Annotated in this window: 18 protein-coding genes and 1 pseudogene; 8 read left to right on the top strand and 11 right to left on the bottom strand. The window is 68.9% G+C overall.

The window, feature by feature from the left end; genetic code table 11:
- The first annotated feature begins 270 nt into the window (after nt 1-270).
- The gene (locus tag NI25_RS09415) at nt 271-1,200 is read left to right on the top strand and encodes an FG-GAP repeat domain-containing protein (protein WP_233520706.1); all 930 of its coding nucleotides are present in this window, start codon (nt 271-273) and stop codon (nt 1,198-1,200) included.
- A 91-nt stretch (nt 1,201-1,291) separates the two neighbouring features.
- Here NI25_RS09415 and acnA read toward each other — a convergent pair whose 3' ends face one another.
- Nucleotides 1,292-4,009 carry an aconitate hydratase AcnA gene (gene acnA / locus NI25_RS09420; protein ID WP_061442024.1) on the bottom strand — a complete coding sequence of 906 codons (2,718 nt, stop codon included), beginning with the start codon at nt 4,007-4,009 and terminating at the stop codon, nt 1,292-1,294.
- 295 nt (nt 4,010-4,304) lie between these two features.
- On the opposite strand from acnA, the gene NI25_RS37435 reads away from it, so the two are divergent.
- Complete coding sequence (locus tag NI25_RS37435) at nt 4,305-4,502, top strand: DUF4236 domain-containing protein (RefSeq protein ID WP_076976921.1); 198 nt, start codon at nt 4,305-4,307, stop codon at nt 4,500-4,502.
- 86 nt (nt 4,503-4,588) lie between these two features.
- Complete coding sequence (locus NI25_RS09425) at nt 4,589-6,118, top strand: helix-turn-helix domain-containing protein (RefSeq protein WP_061442025.1); 1,530 nt, start codon at nt 4,589-4,591, stop codon at nt 6,116-6,118.
- Nucleotides 6,119-6,713: 595 nt separating this feature from the next.
- Here the strand turns inward: NI25_RS09425 and NI25_RS09435 are convergent.
- Both NI25_RS09435 and NI25_RS09440 read right to left on the bottom strand, forming a co-directional pair.
- Nucleotides 6,714-7,463 carry an SDR family oxidoreductase gene (locus tag NI25_RS09435; protein ID WP_061442027.1) on the bottom strand — a complete coding sequence of 250 codons (750 nt, stop codon included), beginning with the start codon at nt 7,461-7,463 and terminating at the stop codon, nt 6,714-6,716.
- Between the two features lie 14 nt (nt 7,464-7,477).
- Nucleotides 7,478-8,227, bottom strand: coding sequence for an SDR family NAD(P)-dependent oxidoreductase (locus tag NI25_RS09440; RefSeq protein WP_061442028.1), 750 nt, complete (start codon nt 8,225-8,227; stop codon nt 7,478-7,480).
- Between the two features lie 118 nt (nt 8,228-8,345).
- Here NI25_RS09440 and NI25_RS09445 point away from each other — a divergent pair, with 118 nt between their 5' ends.
- Nucleotides 8,346-8,945 carry a TetR/AcrR family transcriptional regulator gene (locus tag NI25_RS09445; protein ID WP_061442029.1) on the top strand — a complete coding sequence of 200 codons (600 nt, stop codon included), beginning with the start codon at nt 8,346-8,348 and terminating at the stop codon, nt 8,943-8,945.
- A 272-nt stretch (nt 8,946-9,217) separates the two neighbouring features.
- Nucleotides 9,218-9,487, top strand: a complete 270-nt coding sequence (locus NI25_RS40100) for a hypothetical protein (RefSeq protein WP_061442030.1) — start codon at nt 9,218-9,220, stop codon at nt 9,485-9,487.
- 325 nt (nt 9,488-9,812) lie between these two features.
- Here NI25_RS40100 and NI25_RS09455 read toward each other — a convergent pair whose 3' ends face one another.
- A complete protein-coding gene (locus NI25_RS09455; protein ID WP_061442031.1) occupies nt 9,813-10,130 on the bottom strand; it encodes a hypothetical protein in 318 nt (105 codons plus the stop codon).
- Nucleotides 10,131-10,224: 94 nt separating this feature from the next.
- Here NI25_RS09455 and NI25_RS09460 point away from each other — a divergent pair, with 94 nt between their 5' ends.
- Nucleotides 10,225-11,082: a LysR family transcriptional regulator gene (locus tag NI25_RS09460; protein ID WP_061442032.1), complete on the top strand. Its 858-nt coding sequence runs from the start codon at nt 10,225-10,227 to the stop codon at nt 11,080-11,082.
- A gap of 679 nt (nt 11,083-11,761) precedes the next feature.
- Here the strand turns inward: NI25_RS09460 and NI25_RS09470 are convergent.
- Nucleotides 11,762-12,307, bottom strand: coding sequence for a hypothetical protein (locus NI25_RS09470; protein ID WP_061442033.1), 546 nt, complete (start codon nt 12,305-12,307; stop codon nt 11,762-11,764).
- A 650-nt stretch (nt 12,308-12,957) separates the two neighbouring features.
- A pseudogene (locus NI25_RS09475) lies at nt 12,958-20,874 on the bottom strand (DNRLRE domain-containing protein); the annotation flags it as partial.
- 305 nt (nt 20,875-21,179) lie between these two features.
- Here NI25_RS09475 and NI25_RS09480 point away from each other — a divergent pair.
- Together NI25_RS09480 and NI25_RS39660 are read left to right on the top strand one after the other, a co-directional pair.
- A complete protein-coding gene (locus NI25_RS09480) occupies nt 21,180-21,692 on the top strand; it encodes an MmpS family transport accessory protein (RefSeq protein ID WP_078884572.1) in 513 nt (170 codons plus the stop codon).
- A 243-nt stretch (nt 21,693-21,935) separates the two neighbouring features.
- Nucleotides 21,936-22,295 carry a hypothetical protein gene (locus NI25_RS39660; RefSeq protein ID WP_061442034.1) on the top strand — a complete coding sequence of 120 codons (360 nt, stop codon included), beginning with the start codon at nt 21,936-21,938 and terminating at the stop codon, nt 22,293-22,295.
- Nucleotides 22,296-22,330: 35 nt separating this feature from the next.
- Here the strand turns inward: NI25_RS39660 and NI25_RS09490 are convergent, their stop codons facing one another.
- The 5 genes from NI25_RS09490 to NI25_RS09510 form a co-directional block, all read right to left on the bottom strand.
- Nucleotides 22,331-22,633 (bottom strand): hypothetical protein, encoded by a 303-nt coding sequence (locus NI25_RS09490; protein WP_148315117.1) that lies wholly within the window; start codon nt 22,631-22,633, stop codon nt 22,331-22,333.
- Between the two features lie 354 nt (nt 22,634-22,987).
- Entirely contained in the window at nt 22,988-23,833 is an 846-nt protein-coding gene (locus NI25_RS09495; RefSeq protein ID WP_061442036.1) for a cytochrome c biogenesis CcdA family protein, read from the bottom strand.
- On the bottom strand, nt 23,830-24,597 hold the full coding sequence (locus NI25_RS09500) for a DsbA family protein (protein ID WP_061442037.1): 768 nt from the start codon (nt 24,595-24,597) through the stop codon (nt 23,830-23,832). The genes NI25_RS09495 and NI25_RS09500 overlap by 4 nt, the downstream gene beginning before the upstream one ends.
- A 58-nt stretch (nt 24,598-24,655) precedes the next feature.
- Nucleotides 24,656-25,165, bottom strand: coding sequence for a hypothetical protein (locus tag NI25_RS09505; RefSeq protein WP_061442038.1), 510 nt, complete (start codon nt 25,163-25,165; stop codon nt 24,656-24,658).
- Between the two features lie 50 nt (nt 25,166-25,215).
- Nucleotides 25,216-25,668, bottom strand: a complete 453-nt coding sequence (locus NI25_RS09510) for a hypothetical protein (RefSeq protein ID WP_061442039.1) — start codon at nt 25,666-25,668, stop codon at nt 25,216-25,218.
- Nucleotides 25,669-25,940: the final 272 nt, after the last annotated feature.

Below are 25,940 nucleotides of genomic sequence, written 5' to 3' on the forward strand. Positions count from 1 at the left end.
GCCGGATCGGCGAGGTCGCCCCTTCAACGGGCACGAGGGCGGGGACGCGGTGCGCGTGCGGCGCCAACTGGCTTGGCCGGCGGGGGTGTGGGGGTCCGACTGAGGCGGCTTCGGTGCCCTTTCCGCGCGTTTGCGGTGGCTTCCCGTGTCAATTTCATCTAATCCGATTGACATGTAAAAGCCATGTGTAAGGATCACGGAGTTATCGGGATCATGCTGTGCCCTACCCCGGCACCCGATCCCTTCGGCATGACCATATGGAGGACCCACGTGGCCAAAAGCTCCGGCCTGAACACGCGTCGCGCCCTGGCGCGTGCCACGGCTGCGGCGCTCACCGCCGCACTGGTGGCGACCGGTGCGGGCAGCGCCGTCGCCGCGGACGGCCCTGGACGTTCCGCGTCGAAGGCTCCCGTCGACGTGAAGGCGTCCGACGCCTCGAAGTTCAGCACCTCCGCCGAGGAGGACTACGCACCGATCAACGGCCTGTACGGCGTGGACTCGGCCGGCGACATGTGGGCCTACGTGCCCAACGGCGAAGGCGGCCTGGACTCCCGCCTCTACAACGGCTACGGCTGGGAGAACTCCCGCTTCATCACCCAGGTCGACCACGACGCCGACGGCTTCTCGGACGGTATCTGGGACGTCACCGGCAGTCAGCTCTACTACACCGAGTGGGGCACCGACCAGCAGCTCTTCGTTGGCAACGGCTGGAACATCTACGACCGGCTCCTCTCGACCGGCAACCTCGGTGGCGCCGCCGCCGACGACCTGCTGGCCCGGGACAAGTCCGGTGTGCTGTACCTGTACCTCGGCTACGGCAACGGCAAGCTGACCCAGCGCTACCGGGTCGGCGGCGGGTGGAACGCCTACACCCACATCGCCGGACAGGGAGACCTGACCGGTGACGGCAAGAACGACATCGTCGCCAAGGACTCGTCCGGCGTGCTGTGGCTCTACAAGGGCACCGGCGACTACAAGGCGCCGTTCACGTCCCGCACCCGCATCGGCGGGGGCTGGAACACCTACAACAACGTCGTCTCCGTCGGCGACATCGACATCGACGGCATCACCGACCTGGTCGCGCGCGACAAGAACGGCGCGCTGTACCTGTACAAGGGCACCGGCAACGCCGCTTCCCCGTACAAGTCCCGGGTGAAGATCGGCAGCGGCGGCTGGAACACGTACCGCCTGATGTTCTAAAGCCGTACGCGACGCCTCTGCGAGGCGGGCAAGCGCGAGGGCCGCACCCCCGTCACCGGGGATGCGGCCCTCAACCGTTGTGCGCCGCCGCCTACTTGCGGATCAGGCTGCGCAGCACGTACTGCAGGATGCCACCGTTGCGGTAGTAGTCCGCCTCACCCGGGGTGTCGATGCGGACGACCGCGTCGAACTCGACGCCGGTGTCGGTGGTGACCTTCACCGTGCGCGGGGTGGTGCCCTCGTTCAGCTCGGTCACGCCGGAGACGGAGAAGGACTCCTCGCCGGTCAGGCCGAGGGTGTCGGCGGTCTGGCCCTCCGGGAACTGCAGCGGCAGCACGCCCATGCCGATGAGGTTCGAGCGGTGGATGCGCTCGTACGACTCGGCGATGACGGCCTTGACGCCGAGGAGCGCGGTGCCCTTGGCGGCCCAGTCGCGGGACGAGCCGGAGCCGTACTCCTTGCCGGCCAGGACGACGAGCGGGATGTTCCGCTCGATGTAGTTGCGGGAGGCGTCGTAGATGAACGACACCGGACCGCCGTCCTGGGTGAAGTCGCGGGTGTAGCCGCCCTCGGTGCCCGGCGCGATCTGGTTGCGCAGGCGGATGTTGGCGAAGGTGCCGCGGATCATGATCTCGTGGTTGCCGCGGCGCGAGCCGTAGCTGTTGAAGTCGCGGCGCTCGACGCCGTGCTCCGTCAGGTACTTGCCGGCCGGGGTGTCGGCCTTGATCGCACCGGCGGGCGAGATGTGGTCCGTCGTCACCGAGTCGCCCAGCTTGGCGAGCACGCGGGCGCCGGAGATGTCCTCGACCGGGGCCGGCTCCATGCCCATGCCCTCGAAGTACGGGGGCTTGCGCACGTAGGTGGACTCGGCGTCCCACTCGAAGGTGTCGCCGGTCGGGATCGGCAGCGCCTGCCACTGGGCGTCGCCCGCGAAGACGTCGCTGTAGGACTTGGAGAACATGTCCTCGCCGATGGCGTTGGCGACGACGTCGTTGACCTCGGCCTCCGAGGGCCAGATGTCCTTGAGGAAGACCGGGTTGCCGTCCTGGTCGGTGCCCAGGGCCTCCTTGGTGATGTCCACCTTCATGGAGCCCGCGAGCGCGTAGGCGACGACCAGCGGCGGGGACGCCAGGTAGTTCATCTTGACGTCGGGGTTGATCCGGCCCTCGAAGTTGCGGTTGCCGGAGAGCACCGAGGTGACGGCGAGGTCGTGCTCGTTGACGGCCTTGGAGACCTCCTCCGGCAGCGGGCCGGAGTTGCCGATGCAGGTGGTGCAGCCGTAGCCGACGAGGTTGAAGCCGACCTTGTCGAGGTAGGGGGTCAGGCCCGCCTTCTCGAAGTAGTCGGTGACGACCTTGGAGCCCGGGGCGAGGGTGGTCTTGACCCACGGCTTGCGGGTCAGGCCCTTCTCGACCGCCTTCTTGGCCACCAGGGCGGCGGCGACCATGACGTACGGGTTGGAGGTGTTGGTGCAGGAGGTGATGGCCGCGACCGTCACCGCACCGTGGTCCAGCTCGTACGAGGTGCCGTCGGGGGCGGTCACGCGGACCGGGTTGGACGGGGTGCCGTTCGGGGCGACGGCCGGGGAGTCGGAGGCCGGGAAGGACTCCTTGCCCGCCTCGTCCACGACGTCCACGTAGTTGAGGACGTCGGTCTTGAACTGCTGGGCGGCGTTCGCGAGGACGATGCGGTCCTGCGGGCGCTTCGGGCCGGCGATGGAGGGGACGACCGTGGAGAGGTCGAGCTCCAGCTTCTCGGAGAAGTCCGGCTCGGCCTTCGGGTCCAGCCAGAGGCCCTGCTCCTTGGCGTACGCCTCGACGAGCGCGACCTGCTGCTCGCTGCGGCCGGTCAGGCGCATGTAGTTCAGCGTCTCGCCGTCGACCGGGAAGATCGCAGCGGTGGAGCCGAACTCCGGCGACATGTTGCCGATGGTGGCGCGGTTGGCGAGGCTGGTGGCGGCCACGCCCTCGCCGTAGAACTCGACGAACTTGCCGACGACACCGTGCTTGCGCAGCATCTCGGTGATGGTCAGCACCAGGTCGGTGGCGGTGGTGCCGGGGGTGAGCTCGCCGGTCAGCTTGAAGCCGACGACGCGCGGGATGAGCATGGAGACCGGCTGGCCGAGCATCGCGGCCTCGGCCTCGATGCCGCCGACGCCCCAGCCGAGGACGCCGAGGCCGTTGACCATGGTGGTGTGCGAGTCGGTGCCGACCAGGGTGTCGGGGTAGGCCTTGCCGTCGCGGGTCATGACGACGCGGGCCAGGTGCTCGATGTTCACCTGGTGGACGATGCCGGTGCCCGGCGGGACGACCTTGAAGTCGTCGAAGGCGGTCTGGCCCCAGCGCAGGAACTGGTAGCGCTCGCGGTTGCGGCCGTACTCCAGGTCGACGTTCTGCTTGAAGGCGTCGTTGGTGCCGAACTTGTCGGCGATGACGGAGTGGTCGATGACCATCTCGGCCGGGGAGAGCGGGTTGATCTTGTTCGGGTCGCCGCCCAGCTCCTTGACGGCCTCACGCATGGTGGCGAGGTCGACGACACAGGGCACGCCGGTGAAGTCCTGCATGATCACGCGGGCCGGCGTGAACTGGATCTCCTGCGACGGCTGGGCCTGCGAGTCCCAGCTGCCGAGGGCGCGGATGTGGTCGGCGGTGATGTTCGCGCCGTCCTCGGTACGGAGCAGGTTCTCCAGCAGCACCTTCAGGCTGTAGGGAAGGCGCGCGGAGCCCTCGACCTTGTCCAGCCGGAAGATCTCGTACGACTCGTCGCCCACCTGCAGCGTGCTGCGGGCGTCGAAGCTGTTCGCCGACACGACAGTCTCCTTCATTCATGTGCGCGTACCACCGCATCCTGCCGCCACGCCCCCTGGCCGATCCGCTAAGGTAGGGCTAAGTTAGGTAACCCTTACCAGGGTGGTGGCTGCGGTACGCCTCGGCAGATATCTCGATGTCGAGATAACTCTAGTACATGGGGGCGGCCCGGTCATGTCCGGGCACCGTGTGGCGTGCGCCCCATCCCGGGTGACCCGCGCGGCCATCAGTACGCCGGACGGGGGTATCCGACTTGCGCCGGGAGTGCCGGCCCGGCACGACTCGGAAGGAGGCGCGATGCCACTCACGTTCCGCAAGAGCTTCCGGATCCTCCCGGGAGTGCGGCTGAACATCAACAAACGCTCGTGGTCCATCACGACCGGAGGCCGGAACGGCCCGCGCCACACCCGCAGCAGTACCGGACGTCGTACGACATCGATGGATTTGCCGGGACCTTTCGGGTGGCGTCGCACGACGACGAGCAGGCGCCGCTGAGCCGCGACCGGGGGTTTCTTGACGTGACGTCACCCGAACAGACCCCCCGAGAGGCGCGATCTCATATCTGAGATAGCCTCAACCTCATGGCAGACGACTACCTCGTACGCATCGGCAGGCTCATCCGTGACGCCCGGCAGCACCGCGGCTGGACGCAGTCACAGCTTGCGGAGGCGCTCAACACCAGTCAGAGCGCCGTCAACCGCATCGAGCGCGGCAACCAGAACATCAGCCTTGAGATGATCGCCCGGATCGGCGAAGCGCTGGACAGCGAGATCGTCTCCCTGGGGTACGCGGGCCCGATGCACCTGCGTGTGGTCGGCGGCCGTCGCCTGTCCGGCGCCATCGACGTCAAGACCAGCAAGAACGCGTGCGTGGCCCTGCTGTGCGCCTCGCTGCTCAACAAGGGGCGCACGGTGCTGCGCCGGGTCGCCCGCATCGAGGAGGTCTACCGCCTCCTGGAGGTGCTCAACTCCATCGGCGTGCGCACCCGCTGGGTCAACGACGGCACCGACCTGGAGATCGTGCCGCCCGCCGAGCTGGACATGGAGGCCATCGACGCGGAGGCGGCCGTCCGCACCCGCTCCATCATCATGTTCCTCGGCCCCCTGCTGCACCGCATGGACCGCTTCCGCCTGCCCTACGCCGGCGGCTGCGACCTCGGCACCCGCACCATCGAGCCACACATGATCGCGCTGCGCCGCTTCGGCCTGGACGTCGCCGCGACCGAGGGCCACTACCACGCGGTGGTCGACCGCACGGTGCGACCGGACCGTCCGATCGTCCTGACCGAGCGGGGCGACACCGTCACGGAGAACGCGCTGCTGGCCGCCGCCCGCCACGACGGCGTCACCGTCATCCGCAACGCCTCCTCCAACTACATGGTCCAGGACCTCTGCTTCTTCCTCGAAGCCCTGGGCGTCCGCGTCGAGGGCATCGGCACCACCACCCTCACCGTGCACGGCATGCCGGTCATCGACGCCGACGTGGACTACTCCCCCTCCGAGGACCCGGTCGAGGCGATGAGCCTGCTGGCCGCCGCGGTGGTCACGGAGTCGGAGCTGACGGTGCGCCGGGTCCCGATCGAGTTCCTGGAGATCGAGCTGGCGGTCCTGGAGGAGATGGGCCTCGACCACGACCGCACCCCGGAGTACTTCGCCGACAACGGCCGCACCCGCCTGGTGGACCTGACGGTGCGCCCGTCGAAACTCGAAGCGCCGATCGACAAGATCCACCCCATGCCCTTCCCGGGCCTGAACATCGACAACGTCCCCTTCTTCGCGGCCATCGCGGCCTCCGCCCAGGGCCAGACCCTCATCCACGACTGGGTCTACGACAACCGCGCCATCTACCTCACCGACCTGAACCGCCTCGGCGGCCGCCTCCAGCTCCTGGACCCCCACCGCGTCCTGGTCGAGGGCCCCACCCGCTGGCGCGCCGCCGAGATGATGTGCCCGCCGGCCCTGCGCCCCGCGGTCGTCGTCCTCCTGGCGATGATGGCCGCCGAGGGCACGTCGGTGCTGCGCAACGTGTACGTCATCAACCGCGGTTACGAGGACCTGGCGGAACGGCTGAACTCGATCGGGGCACAGATCGAGATCTTCCGGGACATCTGAAGGCTCTGCGGGACAACGGCGCGAGACCCCTTCTGACCTGCGCGGTGCGGGGCAGGAGGGGCTCGCAGTTTCCTACGCCAAGGAGCAGAAGTCGCGCATGTGCAGCTGACCGCCGCGGTGGTGACGGAGCTGGGCTGTCGCGGCCCCCTGGCACTCGCCGAGCAACTTGCCACCCTCGCGGACGGGGCGGCCAGCCGCGTCATGGTGCTGAACGAGACGCACTACGGTCGGCACGCGCGGGCGGCGGCGGAGATCCTGCTCGCCGAGGCTCTGCCAGGAGGAAGGGAGCAGGGCTGCCGAGACAGACGCCGTCGCAGCGCTGCGGACCCACGAGACCTTCGGCGGCCACACTGTTCCTCGACCACGGGATCACCACCAGGTCGGCGGGTGGCCCGACGGACGGAATCCCGAACACGCCGACCGCGATCGCGGCGGGCACGCTGAGGGGCCCGCGCACCCACGCTCTGGAGCGACGCCTTCAGCGGCCGGGGCCCCTTCGGAGCCAACACCCCCGAAGAGGCCGAACTCATGGTGGCGGCCGGGAAGTCCGCCAAGTCACCTCGCCGCCCAGGGCGAGGGCCTCGATGGTCAGTTGTCAGTAGGCGAGTTGCCCGATGCCTCCGTCGACCCGCAGTACGGTGCCTGCGGTGTAGGCGGATTCGTCCGAGGCGAGGTAGACCGCCGCCTTCGCCAGTTCGGTGGCGCTTCCCAAACGATGGAGAGGCACGGTCTGCCGGAGTTCCTCGTAGAGGGCGGCCTGGCGCTCGGGGCCGAGGGGCGCGAAGGCATTGGTGATCGTCGGACCGGGACTCAGTCCGTTGACTCGGATGCCGCGGTCCTTCAGCTCGTGGGTGAGCCCGCGCGCGTAGGAGAGCAGGCCTGCCTTGGCCGCGCCGTAGACCGTCGCGTTCTCGTGTCCGATGTACGCGGAGACGGAGCCGACGAGGATGACCGAGGACTGGTCCGAGAAGAGCGGCAGCAGGTCCCTGATCAGGAAGAAGGGTGACTTGAGGTTGGTCGTGAGGAGCCTGTCGAACGCCTCCTCGGTCCATGCCTCGATCGGGAGGTGGGTGACGTCGGCGGCGTTGCTCATCAGGATGTCGAGCTTCGGCCATTCCTCCCTGAGCCGCGCCGCGAGCGCCGCTTGGCCGGGTACGTCGCCGGCGTCACTGGCGATGGCGAGCAGCGGGCCGTCCAGTTGCCGGGCCGCCGCGTCCAGCTTTTCCTGCGAGCGGCCGGTGATGGCGACAGTCGCTCCCTCGGCGAGGAACTCGCGGGCCGTTTCCAGGCCGATGCCGCTCGTCCCCCCGGTGATCAGTGCGTGCTTTCCTGCAAGGCGATCCATTGTTCCGCCTCCCTTCAGATCGCGGTGCGGCCACCGTCGGCGGCGACGATCGCCCCGGTCATGTAACTGGCCCGGTCACTGGCGAGAAAGGCGACCACGTGGGCCACCTCGGCCGGGTCGGAGGTGCGCCCGAGTGCGGTGGCCAGGCCCATGCCGCCCATGTCCGGCCCCATGGCCGCGACCACCTTCGAGGTGCGCATCGGGCCCGGCGCGACGGCGTTGACCCGCACGTTCGACTTGGCGAATTCCGCCGCCCAGGTACGGGTCAGCGATTCGAGCGCCGCCTTGGTGGCGCCGTAGACGGCCATGCCCGGCATGCCGAGGCCGGCTGCGGTGGAGCTGACATTGACGATGCTGCCGCCGCCGCTCGCGGCCATCCTCTGCGCGAGCAGGGCGGTGAGCAGGAACGGGGCCCGCACATTGACCGCGAAGGCGGCATCGAAATCGGCGAGATCCTGCTCGGCGGTCGGGGCGAACGTCATGACGCTCGCGTTGTTGATCAGGATGTCGACGGCCCCGGCGTCCTCGACCAGCTGGCGCACGCCCGCCGCGTCGGACACGTCGGCCGCGACGAAGCGCACCGTCCCGGCGGACTCGCCACCGGCTGCGCGAAGGTCTTCCACCACCTGGGCGCCGCGCCTTGGATCGGTGCCGGTGAGGATCAGGTTGGCGCCGCCCGCGGCCAACGCCTTGGCCGTCGCGTGCCCAAGTCCGCCGATCGCACCGGACCCGGTGACCAGCGCCGTCCTGCCTGCGAATTGCATAGCTCAGCCCTTCGTGTCGACCGGCACGCGGCCGACTTCTGTGCGTCCGTTCAAGAACTCCTTCAACGGAAGCTACGACTTCTTGAACACGCAGTCAAGAAGTCGTAGTATCGAGCACGTGGCACGAACCGGACGCCCCCGCGAGTTCGACAGGGAACAGACGCTGGAGCGCGCACTCGAACTGTTCTGGTCCCGGGGGTACGGGGCGACGTCGATCCAGGACCTGGTCGACGCACTGGGCATCGAACGCGGCAGCCTCTACGGAGCGTTCGGCGACAAGCGCCGCTTTTACCTGGAAGCCGTCAGGCTCTACTGGGAGGTGTACGAGCGGCACCTGATCGCCGCGCTCGACACCGGCCCGCTCCTGCCCGCCCTGCGTGAGATCCTGACCCATCCCGCGCGGCTGGACGAACTGATCTCCGACGTGGGTGTCCCGCAGGGCTGCCTGGTCGGCAACACGACCGCCGAACTCGTCCCCCATGACAGTGAAGCCACGGAGATCGTCACCCGCTCATACCGCCGGTTCACCGACATCCTGTCCGGCGCGCTCCGCCGCGCACAGGCCGCCGGAGAGGTCACGGACGCCCACTCCCCCGAGGCCCAGGCGCAGCTCCTGCTCTATGTCGTCCAGGGCCTCTCGCTCGTATCCAGGGCGGGTCTCGACAAGGCGGCAGCCCTGGCAGCGATCAACACGACCGTGGACGGACTGAGGGCGTAACCGCCCCCTCCCCGGCGAGCGAGGATTCCTTCGCCGTCCACGTCCACCGGTCGTCCCGCCGCCCACTTGCCGTGCGGCGACCAGGGCGGGGGCAGCACGACGGAGTGTCGCTCCAGCATCCGCGTTGCCGCCACCGACCGAGTATGGACACCGATGTCAGTGCCGGGCCCTGGTTTGGTCGCGTGACCTCCGAAAAGCTACGCGAGCGACTGGCCCGTTTCCGCGATGGAGCGGTCCAACTGGACATCCCGGCCGACGAGGTTGACCGGTGGATGGACATGGTATGGCCCTGCGCGGTCCTGTCGACGCGCGACGACGGCCCGGTCGCCGCCCGGTTCGGCGGCCCCGTCCTGCTGCCGGTCGGCACCCCGCCCCCCCCGTTCCCGTACGTCGCGTCCATCGACCTCGCGGCGCTGCCGCAGGCCTCGACCGATCTGCCCCCGCCGGACGACGGCCGCCTACTCCTCTTCGCCTGGCCGCGCGGTGTCCGAAAACGTCGGGGACTGGGTTCTGCTCGCGAGCTGGAGCCCCGGCCTCGGTGACGTGCCGGCCGGATCCAGCGTCCACTGGGCGATCCAGCGCAAGGACCTGGAGGCCGGACGCTTCGACCGGACGTTCACCGACGTGTACTGGAACCCCTGAGCCGGCCGGTTGGGGGGGCGGCGGCGCCCGTCAGCCTGGCCGGTGTACGGGGCTGGAGTCTGGCAGCGGCGGTGAGGGCCGGTCCACCCCCACCGCCGCCGTTCCCCTCACTCGACGGCCTCGGTCGAGCACGGCGACCGCGGTCCCGCGTCGGGAGAACTCAACGCGGCGCGCCCGATCCCATGCCGGCGCCGGTGACCGGGCCGGCTTTGCCGACGTGGCCGCTCACGCCAGCGGCTCGTGGTTGACCCAGATCGCCTTGTACGGATGGCGGCTCTGCCAGCGCTTGATGAGGTCGACCGCCCCGGGCATGCTGAAGATCGCGTTCAAGGCGTCGAGGTCGCGCACGCGCAGTTGCAGGATGGCGCTGGCGATGGCCACCGGGGCGTGGTCGTCGCCCGGGACGCGGATGTGATGGCGGGTAGCGACCGACTCGACCAGACCGGATCCCTTGGCGAGCCCCTCGAACTCCATGAGGTACTGGTCCAGCTCGCTCGCGGGAATCGGTTGGTCGAACGCAACGATCATCGTGTGGTGAATCATGCCCCCACCGAACAGGAATTTTCCGGATCGGTCCAAGATCTATTCGTTCACATTTCATGCCTGCCAGGAATGGAACGGCCGATAGTCTTGTGCCATGGCCGAGCTGGAAACCCGCGAACTGGAGTACTTCATCGCCGTCGCCGAGGAACTGCACTTCGGCCGCGCCGCGGCCTGCCTGGCGATCGCGCAGCCGGCCCTGTCCAAAGCGATCCGGCGCTTGGAATCCCGGCTCGGAGTGAAGCTCCTGGAACGCTCGAGCAGGCATGTCGCGCTCACCCCCGCCGGCGAAGCTTTGCTGCACCACGGCAGGCACGCCCTGAACGCTGTCAGCGCGGCTGCCGAGAAGGCACGCCGGGCCGGTGACCAGCAAGCCCGTCTGCGCCTGGTGATCAAACCCGGCGGTGATGCGAACCTTCTGTCCGGAATCCTGGCCGCCTACGCCGGTCGGCCCGACGCCCGACAGGTGGACATCCTCTTCGGCGGAGCCACCGACCGAGCCGACTACGTCCGCGACGGCCGCGCCGATGTCGCCCTGCTGTACGCGCCCTTCGACGACATGACCGGCCTTGACCACGAAACCCTGACGGTCGAAGGACGTGTCGCGATCCTGCCGCCGGACCACCGGCTCGCCTCTCGCCCGGAGATCACTCTCGCCGACCTCGCCCAGGAGACACTGCCGCGCTGGAAGGGCGTGCACTGGACCGGAGTACCCGAGGCCAGGCCGGGGCCCGAGGTCACGGACGCGGTCGAAGCCATGCAGATGATCAGGCTGGGACGCGCAGTCGCGGTCCTGCCGCGCTCGCTGGCCCAGCCCATGCACCCCGACCTCGTCCACCGCCCCGTCATCGATGCCCCCAACAGTGAACTCGTCCTCGCGTGGTCCCAGGACGACTGCCGCAGCATGGTCGCCTCCTTCGTCGCTGCCGCTGTGGATGCCGCAAGGGCGACCTGAGGAGGCGGGTGCGAAGTGGCCGCCGCGGATCGTCGGCATGACCTCATGGTCTTCGAGGCCGACCTGATGTCCCGGGGTGCCTTCAGGACCTGGGGGGGGCTGTTCCGCACTCGGCCCGGACGGCCTTGCCGGGGCCGAGGCGGTCGCGTACGCACCAGTCGCCGGGCGAGTGCGTCGACGAGGAGCAGGCCCCGACCGCCGTTCTCGTCCGTACCGGGGTCTGCCGCGTCGGCTGAGCAGGGTGAGTGTCGGTCACCTCGACCCGGATGACGCGTCGGCCGTGGTCGTGGGACAGGAAGGGCGACGTCCCGCCCGGGGACGCGGCCGTACAGGGCCCCGTTCGCCGCGAGTTTTCGGCAACGACGAGGACGACGGTGTCGTGCGCCCCGGTGCCGTGCGGGTGGCCCCACTCGGTGAGTTGGTGCGCGGTGAGCAGCCGGGCGAGTGACGCGTCTGCGGCCACTACGAGCCCCGGGCTCCTCGCCGGTCACCCACCCATTGGCGCGCCAGGTGCGTCCGGCGTGGGAGACGGTCTCTCCGCCGGTGCAGACGTTCCCGGCGCTCCAGGTGACGCATTCAGGATGAGACCGCCGACGGCGGCACCACACGCGGTGGCCGGCCGCACTCGAGGACATCGAGTGCGGCCGGCCAGGGCACGTCGGTGGTGAGGCCGGCCCTCCTAGCGGTTCGTCACGAGGTAAACCCGTGCACTATTGCTCGAGTCCTCCACGACGGCGACCTTCTTGTCGGTCTCGGGCCCTGATTCCGGCACCGGAATCCAAGCCCCGGACAACGCGTCCGACACCGCGATGTCCCAGCCCGCTTCCCGGAGCTCGTGAGAATTGAAGGGACTCCATCCCCGTGTCAGATCCGAGGGACTCCCGCCGAGGGCACTCAGCCAATTCCGGGCGTTCGGATCCGGCACCCGCATTCGCACATAGAGCGTCCCGCCGGACCGCGGCAGAACCTCCCGGTAACGGACCCCTGTCGCGCCCTCCGGAAGCACCACGCCGTACTCCTTCAGGAGTGCAGCAGGCGGCCGTCCCGTACGCTCCGGAGAAATCGACGTGGTTTTCACGCGCCCGGTGGCACCGTCGGCCCCGGCGCTCCCGAGCTCCTGGGCGGTGCCCCCGCCGGACTCCGTCGTGCCGCACGCGGCAAGTGCCAAGGCCAGGACTGCCGCCGCACCCACCGCACGGCGCCTCACCCGTGTCACAGTCGTCATGGCATGCCTCTCATGGTGGCGGAACCATATACGTCGAAGTCCTGGGCGAGCCCGACGGTATGGAGGTGTGCCACCTCTGCCTGCTGTACATCGATGTCGACCCACAGGAAGCTCTGTTTCAGGTCGTTGCGCTTCTCGCTCGGTACACCCCAGTCGTACCGCTTCCGCACCTGGACGGTGTACGTCATCCCGTACTTCCGCTGATTGCTCCCTGTGACCCTGAACTGGAAATTGTTCAGGGCGTAGTACCAGTCGAGACTCGACTCGCCGTCCTCCTCGTCCGCTCGAGTCCTCAACCAGCCCGAGTCGAAGGTGGCGTTTCCTTCAATCCGCTCCTTTTGGAGATACTTCGTCACATCCTCCCTGAAACGCGGGATATCACGCAGCATGGCCTCGGGATCAACCTCGTACGCATCGCCGGAGTTCCCGAGCCAGTGGGACAGCAGGTCGTATGCGTTGTCCCAGTCCTGGACCCACGTGCCGAGCTTCACCCAGTACATCTGGTTCAGGACGTCCCGGTCGCGGTCTGTTGGTTCTTCCTTGTCGTAGACCCGGTCCTCAGTACTGGCCAGCGGCGACGGCTCCTTGTAGTCGACATCCCAGCCACCGGCAGAGTTCATGCTGCAGGTGTACCCGGGCTCATCGCACTCGGCGAGACGATGCCCGTCGAGTTCGGTGAAGGTGGTGGGGTTGCCGCCGGTGAAGGCGTACCGGTTGCCCGTGAACGGGTCGGTTCCCAGGCCCATGTCCGCGAGGGCGCCGTTGTACATGTCCCGGGTGGTGAAGCGGTTGAGACCCGGGCTGTAGTCGCGGAAGCCCATGTCGTAGGTGCCGGACTGGGCGTCCCAGCGCTTGGCGTTGTAGCGGTAGGGGTTGTACGCCTCCTTGGTCGGGTCGCCCGCGTCGGGCTTGTCGATGCCGGTGAACTCGGACTCGTCGTCGGAGCCGTAGGCGGTGTAGCCGTAGGTGGCCTTGGTGTCGCCGTTGTCGTCGGTCAGGGTTTCGACGTCGGTGTGGCTGTTGTAGCCGTAGTAGCCGTCCTCGGTCGTCCCGTCGGTGTTGTGCTTGATCTGCGACAGGCGCTCGCCCCACGGGCTGTACTGGTAGGACTTGGTCAGCTCGCCGGCGACTTCCTCGTTCAGCACTTCGGTGGACAGGCCGAGATAGGTGAAGTCGGTGGTCTTGCCGTCCGCCGTCTTCGAGGCGGTGCGGTCCAGCGGGTCGAAGGTGTACGTGGTGGACTTCATCGCGCCGGTGTCGTCCATCTTCTGGGACTCCACGACGTGGTCGAAGCCGTCGTACACGCTCCGGGAGATGACCTGCCCCTGCGACGTCACCGACTGCTGGCGGCCGAAGGGGTCGTAGGTGTAGTCGGCCGTGACGCCGGAGGCCGTCGCGGTCAGGAGGCGGTTGCGGTCGTAGTGGTAGGCGGTCGTCGTGCCCTTGACCGTCTGGCTGACGACGTTGGCGTTGTCGTCGTGGACGTAGGTTTCCGTGCCCGCGCCGTTGCCCGTCTTGACGGACGTGGTGAGCCGGTCCGCCGGGTCGTAGGAGTAGTCGGTCGTGGAGTCGAGGTACGCCGCGTGGTTGTCGGCGTTCATCTTCTTCGCGACGTCCTGCGCCTTGTTGCCGTTGGGGTCGTAGGCGTAGGTGTGGGAGGCGACCAGCGTGGTGCCGTCCGCCTTCTTCTCCGTCGTCGACCTCAGGGCGCCGTCGAGGTAATAGGTGTAGTCGACGGTGTTGTCGTTGGCCTTGGTCTCCTTCAGTTTCTGGCCACGGGCCGTGTACGTGTACGACGTCACCTTCGGGTCGGTGTCCGTCGCCGTCTTGCCGACCGACACGGTCTTCACCAGTTCGCGCAGGTCGTAGGTGTACTGGGAGAACTGGCTGGGGTGGGTGACCGTCTCCGGCTGCCCGTTTGCGTCGTACGTGTACGACGTCGCCTTCTTCTCCGTGCCGGACAGGGACTCCGTGACCTTCTGGACCTGGTTGAGGCCCGTGTAGGCGACCGTGTAGGCATCGGTCCGCGCCCCGGACGACGTGTCGTCGATCGAGGTCAGGTTGCCGTTGACGTCGTAGCCGTAGGTGAACGTCTTCTGTTCGGTGTCCGTGTCGGCGGAGTTGTCACGGACCAGCTTGACCGCGTCGGCCACCGCGGTGCCGGTGCTGCTCTGTTCCAGCTTCAGTTCGGTGTCCTCGCCCCGCTTGAGGGCGTAGTCACCGAGGGCGACCCAGGTACCGGGGCCGGTCGTCTGGTTCTTGGTGACGGCAGGTTCGGTGGTCGTGCCGTGGGTGAGGGTGTACTCGGCGGCCGTGGCGGCGCCGGTCACCTCCGGGTACTTCACGTACGCGGTGTACGTGCCGTCCTCGGGGATGTCCAGCGTCCACGTGAAGGCGTCCGTGCCCGTGCCGGCGGCGTGGGTGCGGTGGTCGTAGCCGTGCTGGCCGGCGCCGTCCCCCTGCGTCCAGGTGCCGGTGGCGGCGGTGCTCTGGGTGTCGGAGTTGTCCACCAGGACCACCGACCTGCCCACCGGGACACCGTCGTCGGAGCGGGACTCGAGCTTGCCGTCGGGGTAGTACGACCACGACATCGTGCGGTTGGAGGAACCGCCCGCCGATGTGAGGGTGCGGGCCGTCTGCTGGCCCAGGTCGTTGTAGTCGTAGGTGGTGGCGATGGACCACGGGTCCGTGGAGGACCTCACCCAGCCGTTGTCGAAGTAGTCGAACACCGTGGTGTTGCGGACCGTCTGTCCCTCGGAGGGCGGCAGTGAGGTCTTCGCCACCCGGCCGACCTTGTCGTACACGGTCTCGGTGTAGACGTTCGGGTCGTTGTGGCGGGCGTCCGCCGGATCGTAGGGCTGGTACTGCTTGACGGGCCGGTTCAGCGCGTCGTATTCGGTGCGGGCGGTGAAGGCCGTGGTCGTGTCCGCCGCGACGGCCCGCGGGGTGATCACCTTGGTGGTGTTGCCGACCTCGTCGTACTCGTACCGGGTCGTGCGGTAGGTGACCGTCGTGGTGCCGCTGTGCGGAACCTTGACCTCTGCGGTCTTGCCGCGCTCGTCGTAGGTGATGAGCGTGGTGTTGTTCTCCGCGTCCGTGGTCGAGGTGACCAGGGAGTCCTTGTCGTAGGCCCGCTTGGTGGTGTTGCCCGCGGCGTCCGTGACCGAGGTGACGCGGTGGTTCAGGTCGTAGGCGGTCTTGGTGGTGTAGTCGGTGGTGTCGGCCGTGGCGTTCTTCTTCGGGTCGACGACCCTGGTGGTGTTGCCGACGTCGTCGTACCCGAAACTGATCGTGTCGCCGTCCGCGTTGACCACGGAGGTGAGCTGGTAGATCTCGTCGTAGTGGTTCGTCGTGACGTAGTCGGCCGGGTCCGACGCGGTCAGCGTGCCCTTGGGCTCGGTGGTCGTGGTGAGGTGGCCGGCCTTGTCGTAGGTGTAGGTGGTCCTGCGTTCGTCCGAGGTGGTGGTGTCCTTCGGCGCGGTCGCCGAGGTGATCTGGTCCGCGGCGTCGTACACGGCGGTGGACACCGCTCCGTTGGGCGCCGTCGACGTGGTGACGTTGTCGTTGGCGTCGTACTCGGGGGCGGGCGTGGTGATCAGGTCGCCCTCGTCCTGGTCCTTCGGCACCGTGCCGACCAGGGGCCGGCCGAAGGTGTCGTACGTCTGCGTGGTCACCTTGTCGTAGGCGTCGGTCACCTTGGTGACCTGGCCGCGCTCGTCGTAGACGAACTCCGTGGTGTGGGCCAGCGCGTCGGTGATCGTCTCCGGATAGCCGGTCGCGTCGAAGGCCCCGTACGTCGTCGGGTTGCCGTTGGCGTCGACGGCCTTGGTCAGCTGTCCGTAGGCGTCGTAGTCGTAGGTCGTCGTGTAGTCGCCGGCGGTGGCCGTCGCGACGCCCTTGGGGTCGGTGACCGTCTTCAGGTTGCCGAAGGTGTCGTAGCCGAACTGCCAGGCGCGGCCCTCGGGCGAGGTCTTGCGCCACAGGTCGGCGGCGAAGCCGTCGGCGCGGGTCTGGTAGTCGTACGTGACCGCGTTCGCCGGGTGGGTGCCGGGGGCGCAGTCCGTGGCCGGCGGGACGCCGTTCTTGTTGTTCTCGGCGTCACGTGACCAGAGGGGGTAGCCGGTCTTCTGGTCGTAGCAGTAGGCGGTCTTCGCGCCGTTGGCCTCCTCCAGGTAGGTGACGTTGTTGTCCGCGTCCCAGCTCGTCTTCGTGGTCTGGGACTTGGCGTTGGTGGTCTGGACGGGGCGGCCGTAGTCGTCGGTGACGTACTTCGTCGCGTGACTCTCGGCGTCCGTCACGGTGGCGTCCGTGAACTTGGGGTTCGCCGTGTTCGCCGCGTAGGTGAAGCCCGTGTCACCGCCGAGGCGGTCGGTGAGGGTCTTCGTCCACCAGTGGTACTTCGGGTCGTCGCCGGTCTGCGGCGCGTAGTACGCCAGGCCCGTGCCGTTGCCGCGCGGGTCGGTGGCGGTGACGAGCTTGACGTTCTTGTTGCCCTGGGTGGCGTCGTAGGTGAAGGCGAACACCTTCGGCTGGGCGGAGCCCGCGCCGTCGGTCAGCCTGGTCAGCAGCGCCTTGTCCGAGTACTCGAAGGCCAGCTTGCGGCCCGAGACGTCGGTCATGGACCGGACGTGGTCCGCGACCTTCGGGAACGGCGCGTCGGCCTTGTCGTAGTAGTCGACGGTGAGAGAGGTCCGGCCCGCGGGGTCGGTGATGTACTTGAGGAACTTGGTCGGCTTGTTGTTGGACTTGCGTTCCTCCTACGTGTACGTCTGCGTGTTGCCGTTCTTGTCGACCGTCGAGGTCAGATAGCCGTCGCAGCCGAAGAGGAAGCGGGTGCCGTCCGGGCGCAGCAGGGTCCAGGCGTCCGGGACGGGATCCTTGGTGGGCTTGCAGTCCAGGCCGGCCTTCATCGTCAGCCGGTAGTGGACGCCGGCGGGAGCCTTCCAGGTGCCGTCGTCCTGCAGACGGAAGACGTGTGTGGTGCCGTCGCCGTCGGGGAGGCGGACCTCGGTGGGGTTCGGGTTGGGGTGGAAGTCCAGGGGCGCGCCCAGGCGGACGGGACCGGCGAGTTGTGCGGACCAGCCCGCGCCCGAGACGGTGTCGGACGTGTCGAGCGAGTTGTAGGAGAAGCGCGCGAACGTCGTCAGGCCGCGGCCCGGGTTGGTGAACGCGTTGTAGGACCACACGCTGTTGCCGGAGGCCAGGTTGTTCATGACCGTGGAGCCGGCGCCGGTGTTCTTGCCGGTGTAGGAGTAGAACTTCTCCAGGCCCAGCTGGTTGGAGGTGGGGTCCTCGACCGCGACGCTCTGCTTCAGCGGCGGGATGCCGTTCGTGCCGGCCGACAGCCAGCTGCCGTCGGCACTCTTGCGGACGTCCCAGCCCAGGACGTACTCGCCGCGCTTGTTGCCCGAGTCGGAGTTGACCGGTGTGGAGACCTTCGCCTGGATCGTGGCCGACTTGCCCGGCAGCAGGGCCGGGATCGGCGTGGCCAGCTGGTTGCCGCCGGTGGTGACGTCGGTGCCGTCGGGGAGCTTCCAGGTGTAGGACAGCTCCCGCTCGCCCGCCGCCCACTGGGCGGAGGTGGTGTTGGTGACCGTGAAGTCCACCGTGTAGGTGGTGTTCGGGGTCATCCGGGACGGGGTCTGCGGGGCGTAGTACGTGTCCTCGGTGGTGGAGTCGACGTAGATGACCTGCATGTACGGGCGCAGCTGCGGGTCGGCGGCCTCGGCGGACAGGAACAGGGTGCGCTCCTGCGGGCCGGATGCGGACTCGTCCTTGAGCTTCACCGCGACGCCCTTGTTGCCCGCCGGGTCGTCGATCCAGCTCTGCATCAGGCCGGTGGCGTCCCACCAGTGGCGGCCGACGTCCGACACGCTCGCCACGGTGTCGGAGACGGCGGCGGACATGTCACCGCCGGCGCTGCTCCAGGCGGTGGTGGAGGTCGCGTTGTCCCACGTGGCCTGGGTTTCGGAGAAGTCCCGCGTGAGAGCGTGGAGTTCGTAGATCGCGCCGTCGGTGTCGGTGGTGGTCTCCGCGCCCCACATGTACATGCGGTTGTTGATCACCGTGGCGGTGGACGGGATGTCGTCCGTGGGGAACTTCAGCACCGCCCGGGTTTTGCCGTAGGTGCCGGAGTTGTTGCCGACGCTGAGCCACCTCTGGTCGACGTCCCAGGAGCGGATGGCGTCCTGGTTGGTGGACGGCTGGGCGGAGGACAGGGTGGTGTCGGTGACGCCGCCCTGGCTGCCCTGGATGATCTTCATCGTCCGGCCGGCCTTGGGGATGCCGACGATGCGGGTCGGGGAGCCGAGCAGTTCCCCGCTCCGCGTCTTCACCGCGATCTGGTAGTAGTACGACTTGTCGATCTCGTTGGCGGCCGAGTCGGGCGTCGGGACCGCGGTGGTGTCCGTGTAGGTGGTCTCCGACGCGCTGATCGGCGCGATCAGGGTCGCCGCCGACGGGGTGAACGCCTGCTGGGTGGAGCGGTGCAGCTGGTACTCCACGATGTCCAGACCCGCGTCACCGGTGGTGTTGGAGTACGCCTTCCAGGACAGCTCCGGGCCCGTGGAGTGCACCACCGTCGGCGAGTTCAGCGACGTGCCGACCTTGCCGTAGGTCACCGTCAGCCGCGGGACGGTCGACGTCTCGCCACCGTAGGCGCCGTCACCGGCCTCGTAGCGGGGGCCGCCGAGCGGCCCGGTGGACGACTCGTCCTTCGCCATCAGCACGAAGCCGTGGTTGGCGGCGGTGCCGCTCACCCACTTCTGGACCGTGTCGGCGACGGGGAACTCGTGCCACTGGTTGTACTCGCCCTTGTTCTTCACGATCTGCGCCGGGTTCACCAGCCGCACCGCGTCCGCGAGCACCGCGGTCGAGGACGACGCCGGTCCGTCACCGAGGACGACCTTGCCGACCGTGCCCTTGGCGAACGGCAGCTGACCGCCGCCGTTCAGCGACGCCCAGACGCCGTTGGTGCCGGCCGTCTGGTCGACGGTGAAGGTCTGGGTGCCGTCCCGGTGCGTGACCGTGTACGGGGCGTTCGTCGCCCGGTCGAAGGCCGCGACGTAGTGCACGTCGACGCGGTAGGTGCCGCTGTCGGTGACCTTCGGCTGCCAGGTGTAGGTGTCCCCGGCGACGGTGTCCTTGTTGTAGCGGTAGTCGTCGCCGATCGCGTACTGCGTCAGCGTCGACCCCGACGGCGGCCACGAACCCTTCGCCGCCGTGGTGCCCGCGTCCCCGTCGTCCACCTGGACGCTGGTGCCCGACAACTCACCGACCAGGCCGGACGTGTTGGACCAGGTCGCCGTCGACTCGTCCCAGGCGCCGGTCGCACGGTGCGCCTCGATGGTGACGTCGTTGCCGTTCGTCGTGTGCGACTGGTCGAAGTAGACGCCCAGCCGGGCGCCGTCGATCTTCACCCCGTCCGGGATCTCGTCCAGCGGGAACTTCAGCAGCGAACGGGAGGTCGCCGACGCGGACGTCTTGCCCGCCGCCAGCTTCCAGGAGGAGTTGAAGTTCACCCCCGGCTGGTCGGAGAGGACCATGGTGTCCTGCGAACCCGACGGCGACGGCGCGATCGTGATCGTCGGGTCGATCACGACCGGATACTGCCGCTCCTTCGCCGCCAGCCACTTCGCGTCCGGCGTGACGGTCAGCGTCCAGCCGTCACCTGCGCGCTGGAGCTTCTGCGTGACGTCGGCGCTGTACGCGTACCCGTACGGCGACGACGCCGACTTCTTCGCGTCCGTCATGTACGGGGCCGGGATGATCAGCACCGGGGTGTTGGGCAGCTCCCCGAAGAACGCGATCGAGCCGTCCTCGCGGGCCTTCGGCGTCAGCCCCTCCGTGTCCAGCGTGAACGTGTACGTCACGGGACCTTCGGGCCGCTCGGACAGGGTGATGTTCTCCTTCACCCGGCCCGGGCCGACCACGTAGGACAGATCGGCGCCGCCGACCGCGTCCTTGTAGGTGACGGTGGAATCCTCCGCCTGCGGCTTCAGCCGCCCACTCGCGCCCCGCAGACCGAGAGTGACCGACTGGCCCCCGTCACCGGCCTCGAAACGCAGCAGCCGGTCCGGGTCGGACCCGAACCAGCTGCGACCGGTGTTGGCCCTGTTGGCGAAGTCGAATCCCTTGGCCCTGGTCTCGGCCACCCGGGTGTCGATCGTCTTCCAGGACTTGCCCGCCGGGTCCTTGTAGGAGGTCGGCGCGGCCGTCAGTTCCGCCTCCACCCGCCCGTCGGACAGCTGCCAGAAGCGGGCCGTCAGGGTGCGGTGCGAGGTCAGTTCCTTGACCCTCTTCGCCTTCGGCGCGTTCTTCCCCTTGGGGAGCTTCTGCCGGTCGGCCATGCCGAGACCGCCGTACGACGGCGGCTCGGGGGTCTCCTTGTCGTCGTCCCCGAGCCAGTCGGAGACGGTGTCGAAGAATCCCTTGTCACCGTCCTTGCCGGAATTCGACGGTGGAGCCGCATAGGCGACTTGCGGCAATAGCGTCCCCGCAATCGCCGCGGCCACCAGACAGGAGAAATATCTCCTGTAAGGCACCTTCACGTGCATACCTTTCGCCATCGGCGACCCACTCCGCCGAACGCGAATCGGGCGCGCCGAACGAGCCGTCGCGGAGAGTTCCGCACGGCTTGGTGCATAGCTGTGCGGCACCCGGCGAGCAGGTGAAACATCGGCTCGCGGGGCGCGGCGGCGGGATTATCGACCGGGTGACTGACGGCCTGTCAAGCGAAGGTTCAAATCGGGCAATTGACTGACGGAAAGGCTACTCTTTCGCCCGCGTTTGTCCGCTCGATGGCGTCGCCGACCCGCCATGGTGTATAACCGCCCCGCAATTGATCCGGACCGTCGAAAGCCGAGCCCCGTACATGTCAGCCAAGGATTCCGCGGAGAGCGCGGAGAACACCGGGAGCACCGAAAGGCCAGAGGACTCGGACAGCTCGGCGAACCCGGAGACCCCGGAGGTCACGGCGACTGGTGGCGGCCGGGCCGGCGTCCTGATCGCCGCCGTCCTGCTGCTCGCCTGCGCCGGGCTCGTCGGCTACGGACTGCTCGACACCGAGGACGAGCCGAAGCCGTCCGTGACCCCCGCCGCCGCCGTGACTTACGAGGTCACCGGCGACGGCACGGCCGAGATCTCCTACCTCGGCCCGGACGAGGACGGCAGAGCCACCGTCGTGCGGGACGCCGAACTGCCCTGGAAACAAACCGTCCAGGTGCCGCTCGGTGAGACCCCCACCGTGGCCGTCGTGCTCGGCGAGGGCGGCGGACAGGCGTCCTGCACGCTCGCGATCCGCGGCAAGCACGTGCAACGGGCAACGGCCATCGGCGAGTTCGGGCGCGCCACCTGCACGGGTGAGCTGCCCGCCGCCGGCACTTGATCACGTACTCGTACTCATACTCGAAGAAGGAGAGGTCGGCAGTGCCACGCAGGTGATCACGGTCGAGGCCCGTGGCTCCTACACCGCAGTCACCGCGTGGGCCAAGGGGTCCGCCGACTGGAAGGCGCAATTTCTCCACCGCTTCCGGGCGGGCCGGGTCCAACGGGGTCACGAACGGGCGACGCGGCGGCAGGGCACCTGGATGACCCCCACCGGGACGTACACGATCACCGAAGGTTCGGCGTGGAGGCGAGCAGCACGAGCACGCCGTACCACGTCGTCACGGACGACGACTGGTGGGTGGAGGACCCCGAGTCGAAGCTCTACAACTCCATGCACGGCGCACAGGGCGCGGACTTCCCGCTGACCGAGTCCGGCGACCGAGGCAGCGAACCCCTCATCGACTACCCCACCCGGTACGCCGAAGCGCTCGTGATCAACTTCAACCGGCGGCCCGCCGTCCCCGGCCACGGCGTCGGCATCTTCCCCCACGTCAACGGCGGCGGCGCCACGGCAGGATGCGTCTCAGTCCCCCGGGCCACCACGGACCGACTCATGGACTGGATCAAACCGTCCGCCCACCCCCGGATCGCCATCGGCTGACCTTCCTGAGCCGTTCTGCGGCCGGGCGCCGGGCGTCAGAACTGTCCGGCGACGCCGACCACTCGGCAGACGCAGCCGAGGATGATCGCCGCGAAGACGGCCTTGGACAGCGGACGTCGAGAGAGCGACGTCACGGCCACCACTGCCGAGAAGGCAGCGATACCGGCACACAGCAGCGCTCCGAAAGCCCCGTCGTTGTCCCGCCGTCCCGGGAACGCGGCCGGGTTGTCCGCTTCGACCGTCATGGCGAAGCTGAACAGCACCAGGGCCGCCGCCACCGCGTACAGCACGGCGGCAGCGCAGGACTTGACGACGGAAGACGCTCGTGTGGTCGTCATCGGCCAGTGGGTCCGCACTTTCGGGTGGAGCGAGTCGAACACGCCAGGAGATGATCCCATAACGTGGCTGAAGAGGCAGGTACGGACGCGGACGATGCCGGTGCTTGGGCTGCCCGACGGGGCGTGGGGTGGTCCCGTGTACGGGGATCCGGCGATGTGGCCGGGGCTGCCCTACGCGTTGCTCTTCCTCGAGTGGGAGGGATGCCGGGCGTGGCGGTGCCCCGGACGAAGTAGCGCCGGCCGAGGAGGAAGACCAGGAGGAGCAGGGCAGTCGGCCTCACATTATCTTTTCTGATCGGATCGACACCGGCAGTGATCCATCGGCTTGTGCGACTCAGGACCGGAACCCGTCCCTCACCGGTCCCGTCGGCGTCGTGCTTCACCTGCGGCGGGCCGGAGCAGCATCAGCAGTGCGGTCGCGGCCGCAGCGCCGGCCAGGATCAGCAGGACCGCCCGGTCGGACACCGCCGCGCCGATGTCCGACAGCCGTTCCTCCAGGGCGAACTCGGTGTCGGTGCTGAGCACCGACGGCAGTGCGGAGGTGCCGTCGAAGGCCAGGAACGCCACCCCGAGCGCGACGAAGAACAGGCCGCCGATCAGGGCGGTGCTGTGCAGGGTCAGCGGGCCCGCCCGGAAGGTCCGGCCCCGCAGCCAGCGTTTGCGGCCCAGGTCGAACCGGTCCCACAGCAGGGCGAGTACGAACATCGGAACCGCCATGCCGAGCGCGTAGACGGAGAGCAGTACGCCGCCGTGCAGGGGGTCGCCGTCCACGGCGGCCACGGTCAGGATGCCCCCCAGGATCGGCCCCGCGCAGAAGCCCGCCAGCCCGTAGACGGCGCCCAGGGCGAGGACCGACAGGGCCGAGCCCGAACGGCGCCCGCCCGCGGCCCGCGCCATCCGCCGGGAGCCGAAGCCCAGTCCGGCGATCTGGGCGACGCCCAGGGCGATGACCGTCCATCCTCCCGTCGTCACCAGTGCGTCCCGGTGGCCGTAGAAGAGGCGGCTGGCGAACGAGCCGGCCACGCCGAGCGGGACGAGGGTGGTGCACAGCCCGGCGTAGAACAGGCCGGTGCGCGTCACCAGTCGGGTGCGGCCGGTGAAGGAGTAGGCGAAGAAGGCGGGCAGCAGCAGTGCGCTGCACGGACTGAGCAGGGCCAGGAGTCCGCCGAGGAAGGCCATCGCCAGGCCCACCTCACTCATCGTCCGGCCGCCTTGGCCGTGTCCGCCGCGGTCTCGACGGCTTCCTCGAAGGTGTCCGTGGGCTGGGCCCCCAGGATCGGCTTGCCGTTGACCAGGAATGCCGGGGTGCTGGTCACGCCGAGGTTGTAGCCCTCCTCCTGGTCGGCGCGCACGGCGCTGCGGGCCTGGTCGGAGGCCATGTCGGTCTGGAAGCGCTCGATGTCGGCGACGCCCGCCTCGCGGGCCATGGCGATGAGGTTCTCGGCGTCGAACGCGCCGGAGTTGCGCTCGCGCGGCTTGCCGTAGGCGACGTCGTGGAACTCCCAGAACTTCTTCTGCCGCCCCGCGGCCCAGCCGGCCAGCGCGGCGCGCTCGGACTCTTCGCCGAAGATGGGGAAGTTGCGCCACTCGATGCGCAGGATTCCCTTGTCGACGTACGAGCGCAGCAGTTCGGGCTTGGTCTCCCGGGCGAACCGGCCGCAGAACGGGCACTGGAAGTCGGAGTACTCGATCAGGACGACGGGGGCGTCCGCACGTCCGACGGCCAGCGGGTCGGAGGCGTCGCGGCGGGCGAGGGCGAGCAGGCTCTCGTCGGCGGGTACGGGAGCGGCGGAGCCGGTCACGGCCGCGGGCCCGCCTGCCTTCTCCTCGCGGTCGTCCGAGCCGTCGAGCGTGAGGGCGAAGGCCGCGGTCACCGCGGCGGCGGTGAGAACCGCGGCGGCCGTGACGGTCCGCCTGCGGTTGCGGCGGGACGGGGACGGGGTGGATCCGGTCGATCCGGTCATGGGGCACCTCAGACGTTGAGGGAGGGAAGGGGAAAAGGGTGTGGGACCGGGCCTCGGGTCAGGCGGAAGCCGTGACCGGGCACTCGGTCTGCAAGGACAGGCGACGCAGCGCGGCTTCCGCCAGCAGACCTGCCGACAGGACGGCCAGCAGCGGCTGCAGCGGTGCCCAGTAGCTCAGGGCGCCGGAGGCTCCCAGGAGCACGAGGACGAGTTTGTTGCAGACGGGGCAGCCGACCGCGAAGAAGGACAGCACCCCGCCGATCGCCCCGAGACGGCCGCCGTCGGCGGCTCGCGGCTCCGGGGCGGACGAGGGCTCACGCACGGCGGGCCCGCGCACGTAGGTGCTCAGCACGATGCCGGCCAGTGCGGCCGTGACGGCGAGGGCCGGGTAGTTCCACCACTGCACGGGGACTGACCGGCCGAACAGGGGGTTGGGCACCACGTCGGTGGGCGCGCCGACCAGGATCGCCGTGGCCAGGGCACCTGCGCCCGCCACGGTCCACTGTCGGGACCGCCAACCACGCAGTGCCTCACCCGCCCGCCGCCAGGAGCGCCGGGAAGAGGACATGCCGAATGACTCCGTTTCCGAGGATTCAGGGACGCGGCCTACGGGCCGGTCTAGATCCGCAGAACGGAGTGGAGGGTCGCCGGGGGCGGATCGGGGCCGCCTGCCGACGCCACGAAGTGCTGTGACACGAGAGGCGCGGGATCGGTGTCCGGGGACGCGAGACCGGCGCGGCCGCCGGAAGTGGACGGCGGCGGCGGATTCTCGGCCCGCTGCGCTCCGTGGTCGCCGACGGCCTTCTTGCCGCACGGGGCCGCCGCACCGTCCGACGGTTCGGCGACGGTGTCGAAGGCGGCGACGGCATGGGCGGCCTCGGCTGCATCCGCTGCGTTCGCTGCATCCGCTGTGGTCGCGACGGTATGCAGCAGCTCCGCCGTGGGCGGGAGCGCGTCCCGTCCGCCGCGTTCCGCGTGCCCGAAGACGCACAGCAGCGTCACCGCGCCCACGAGCAGCGCCAGCACACCGCGGAACCGGGCGTGCGCCCGTCCGTGTGCCGCTCGCTTCATCGCCGCTCCCGCGCTGTCACGCCGTCCGTGGTCACCGCCAGCCTAGGTCACCCGCACCGGGGGCCGGCCACCCAGGGGCCGGGGCCCGCCGGCTGCGGCCTTCCAGCGGACTCCTCGCGGCGGCGCGCCCGGCCGGGTGACCCGAGGAACCTTTGACGCTTTTCGTACAGGGCCACGATAGAACCGGTGTGAATTCGAGATTGGGTAAGTATCGCAGAAATCGTTCACTCGACTGCCGCGCATCCGACGGAGTAGGCAGACGTTACTTCGGA

It is taken from the genome of Streptomyces sp. CCM_MD2014, assembly GCF_000772045.1.
Taxonomy (GTDB): domain Bacteria; phylum Actinomycetota; class Actinomycetes; order Streptomycetales; family Streptomycetaceae; genus Streptomyces; species Streptomyces salinarius.

Coding starts and splice junctions, on each gene's coding strand:
- NI25_RS09435 (WP_061442027.1), bottom strand. CDS start 7,463: ATGGATCGCCTTGCAGGAAAGCACGCACTGATCACCGGGGGGACGAGC.
- NI25_RS09510 (WP_061442039.1), bottom strand. CDS start 25,668: ATGAAGCGAGCGGCACACGGACGGGCGCACGCCCGGTTCCGCGGTGTG.
- NI25_RS09480 (WP_078884572.1), top strand. CDS start 21,180: ATGTCAGCCAAGGATTCCGCGGAGAGCGCGGAGAACACCGGGAGCACC.
- NI25_RS09440 (WP_061442028.1), bottom strand. CDS start 8,227: ATGCAATTCGCAGGCAGGACGGCGCTGGTCACCGGGTCCGGTGCGATC.
- NI25_RS09500 (WP_061442037.1), bottom strand. CDS start 24,597: ATGACCGGATCGACCGGATCCACCCCGTCCCCGTCCCGCCGCAACCGC.
- NI25_RS09495 (WP_061442036.1), bottom strand. CDS start 23,833: ATGAGTGAGGTGGGCCTGGCGATGGCCTTCCTCGGCGGACTCCTGGCC.
- NI25_RS09425 (WP_061442025.1), top strand. CDS start 4,589: ATGGCAGACGACTACCTCGTACGCATCGGCAGGCTCATCCGTGACGCC.
- NI25_RS09455 (WP_061442031.1), bottom strand. CDS start 10,130: ATGATTCACCACACGATGATCGTTGCGTTCGACCAACCGATTCCCGCG.
- NI25_RS09490 (WP_148315117.1), bottom strand. CDS start 22,633: ATGACGACCACACGAGCGTCTTCCGTCGTCAAGTCCTGCGCTGCCGCC.
- NI25_RS37435 (WP_076976921.1), top strand. CDS start 4,305: ATGCCACTCACGTTCCGCAAGAGCTTCCGGATCCTCCCGGGAGTGCGG.
- NI25_RS40100 (WP_061442030.1), top strand. CDS start 9,218: ATGGACATGGTATGGCCCTGCGCGGTCCTGTCGACGCGCGACGACGGC.
- NI25_RS09505 (WP_061442038.1), bottom strand. CDS start 25,165: ATGTCCTCTTCCCGGCGCTCCTGGCGGCGGGCGGGTGAGGCACTGCGT.
- NI25_RS09460 (WP_061442032.1), top strand. CDS start 10,225: ATGGCCGAGCTGGAAACCCGCGAACTGGAGTACTTCATCGCCGTCGCC.
- NI25_RS09470 (WP_061442033.1), bottom strand. CDS start 12,307: ATGACGACTGTGACACGGGTGAGGCGCCGTGCGGTGGGTGCGGCGGCA.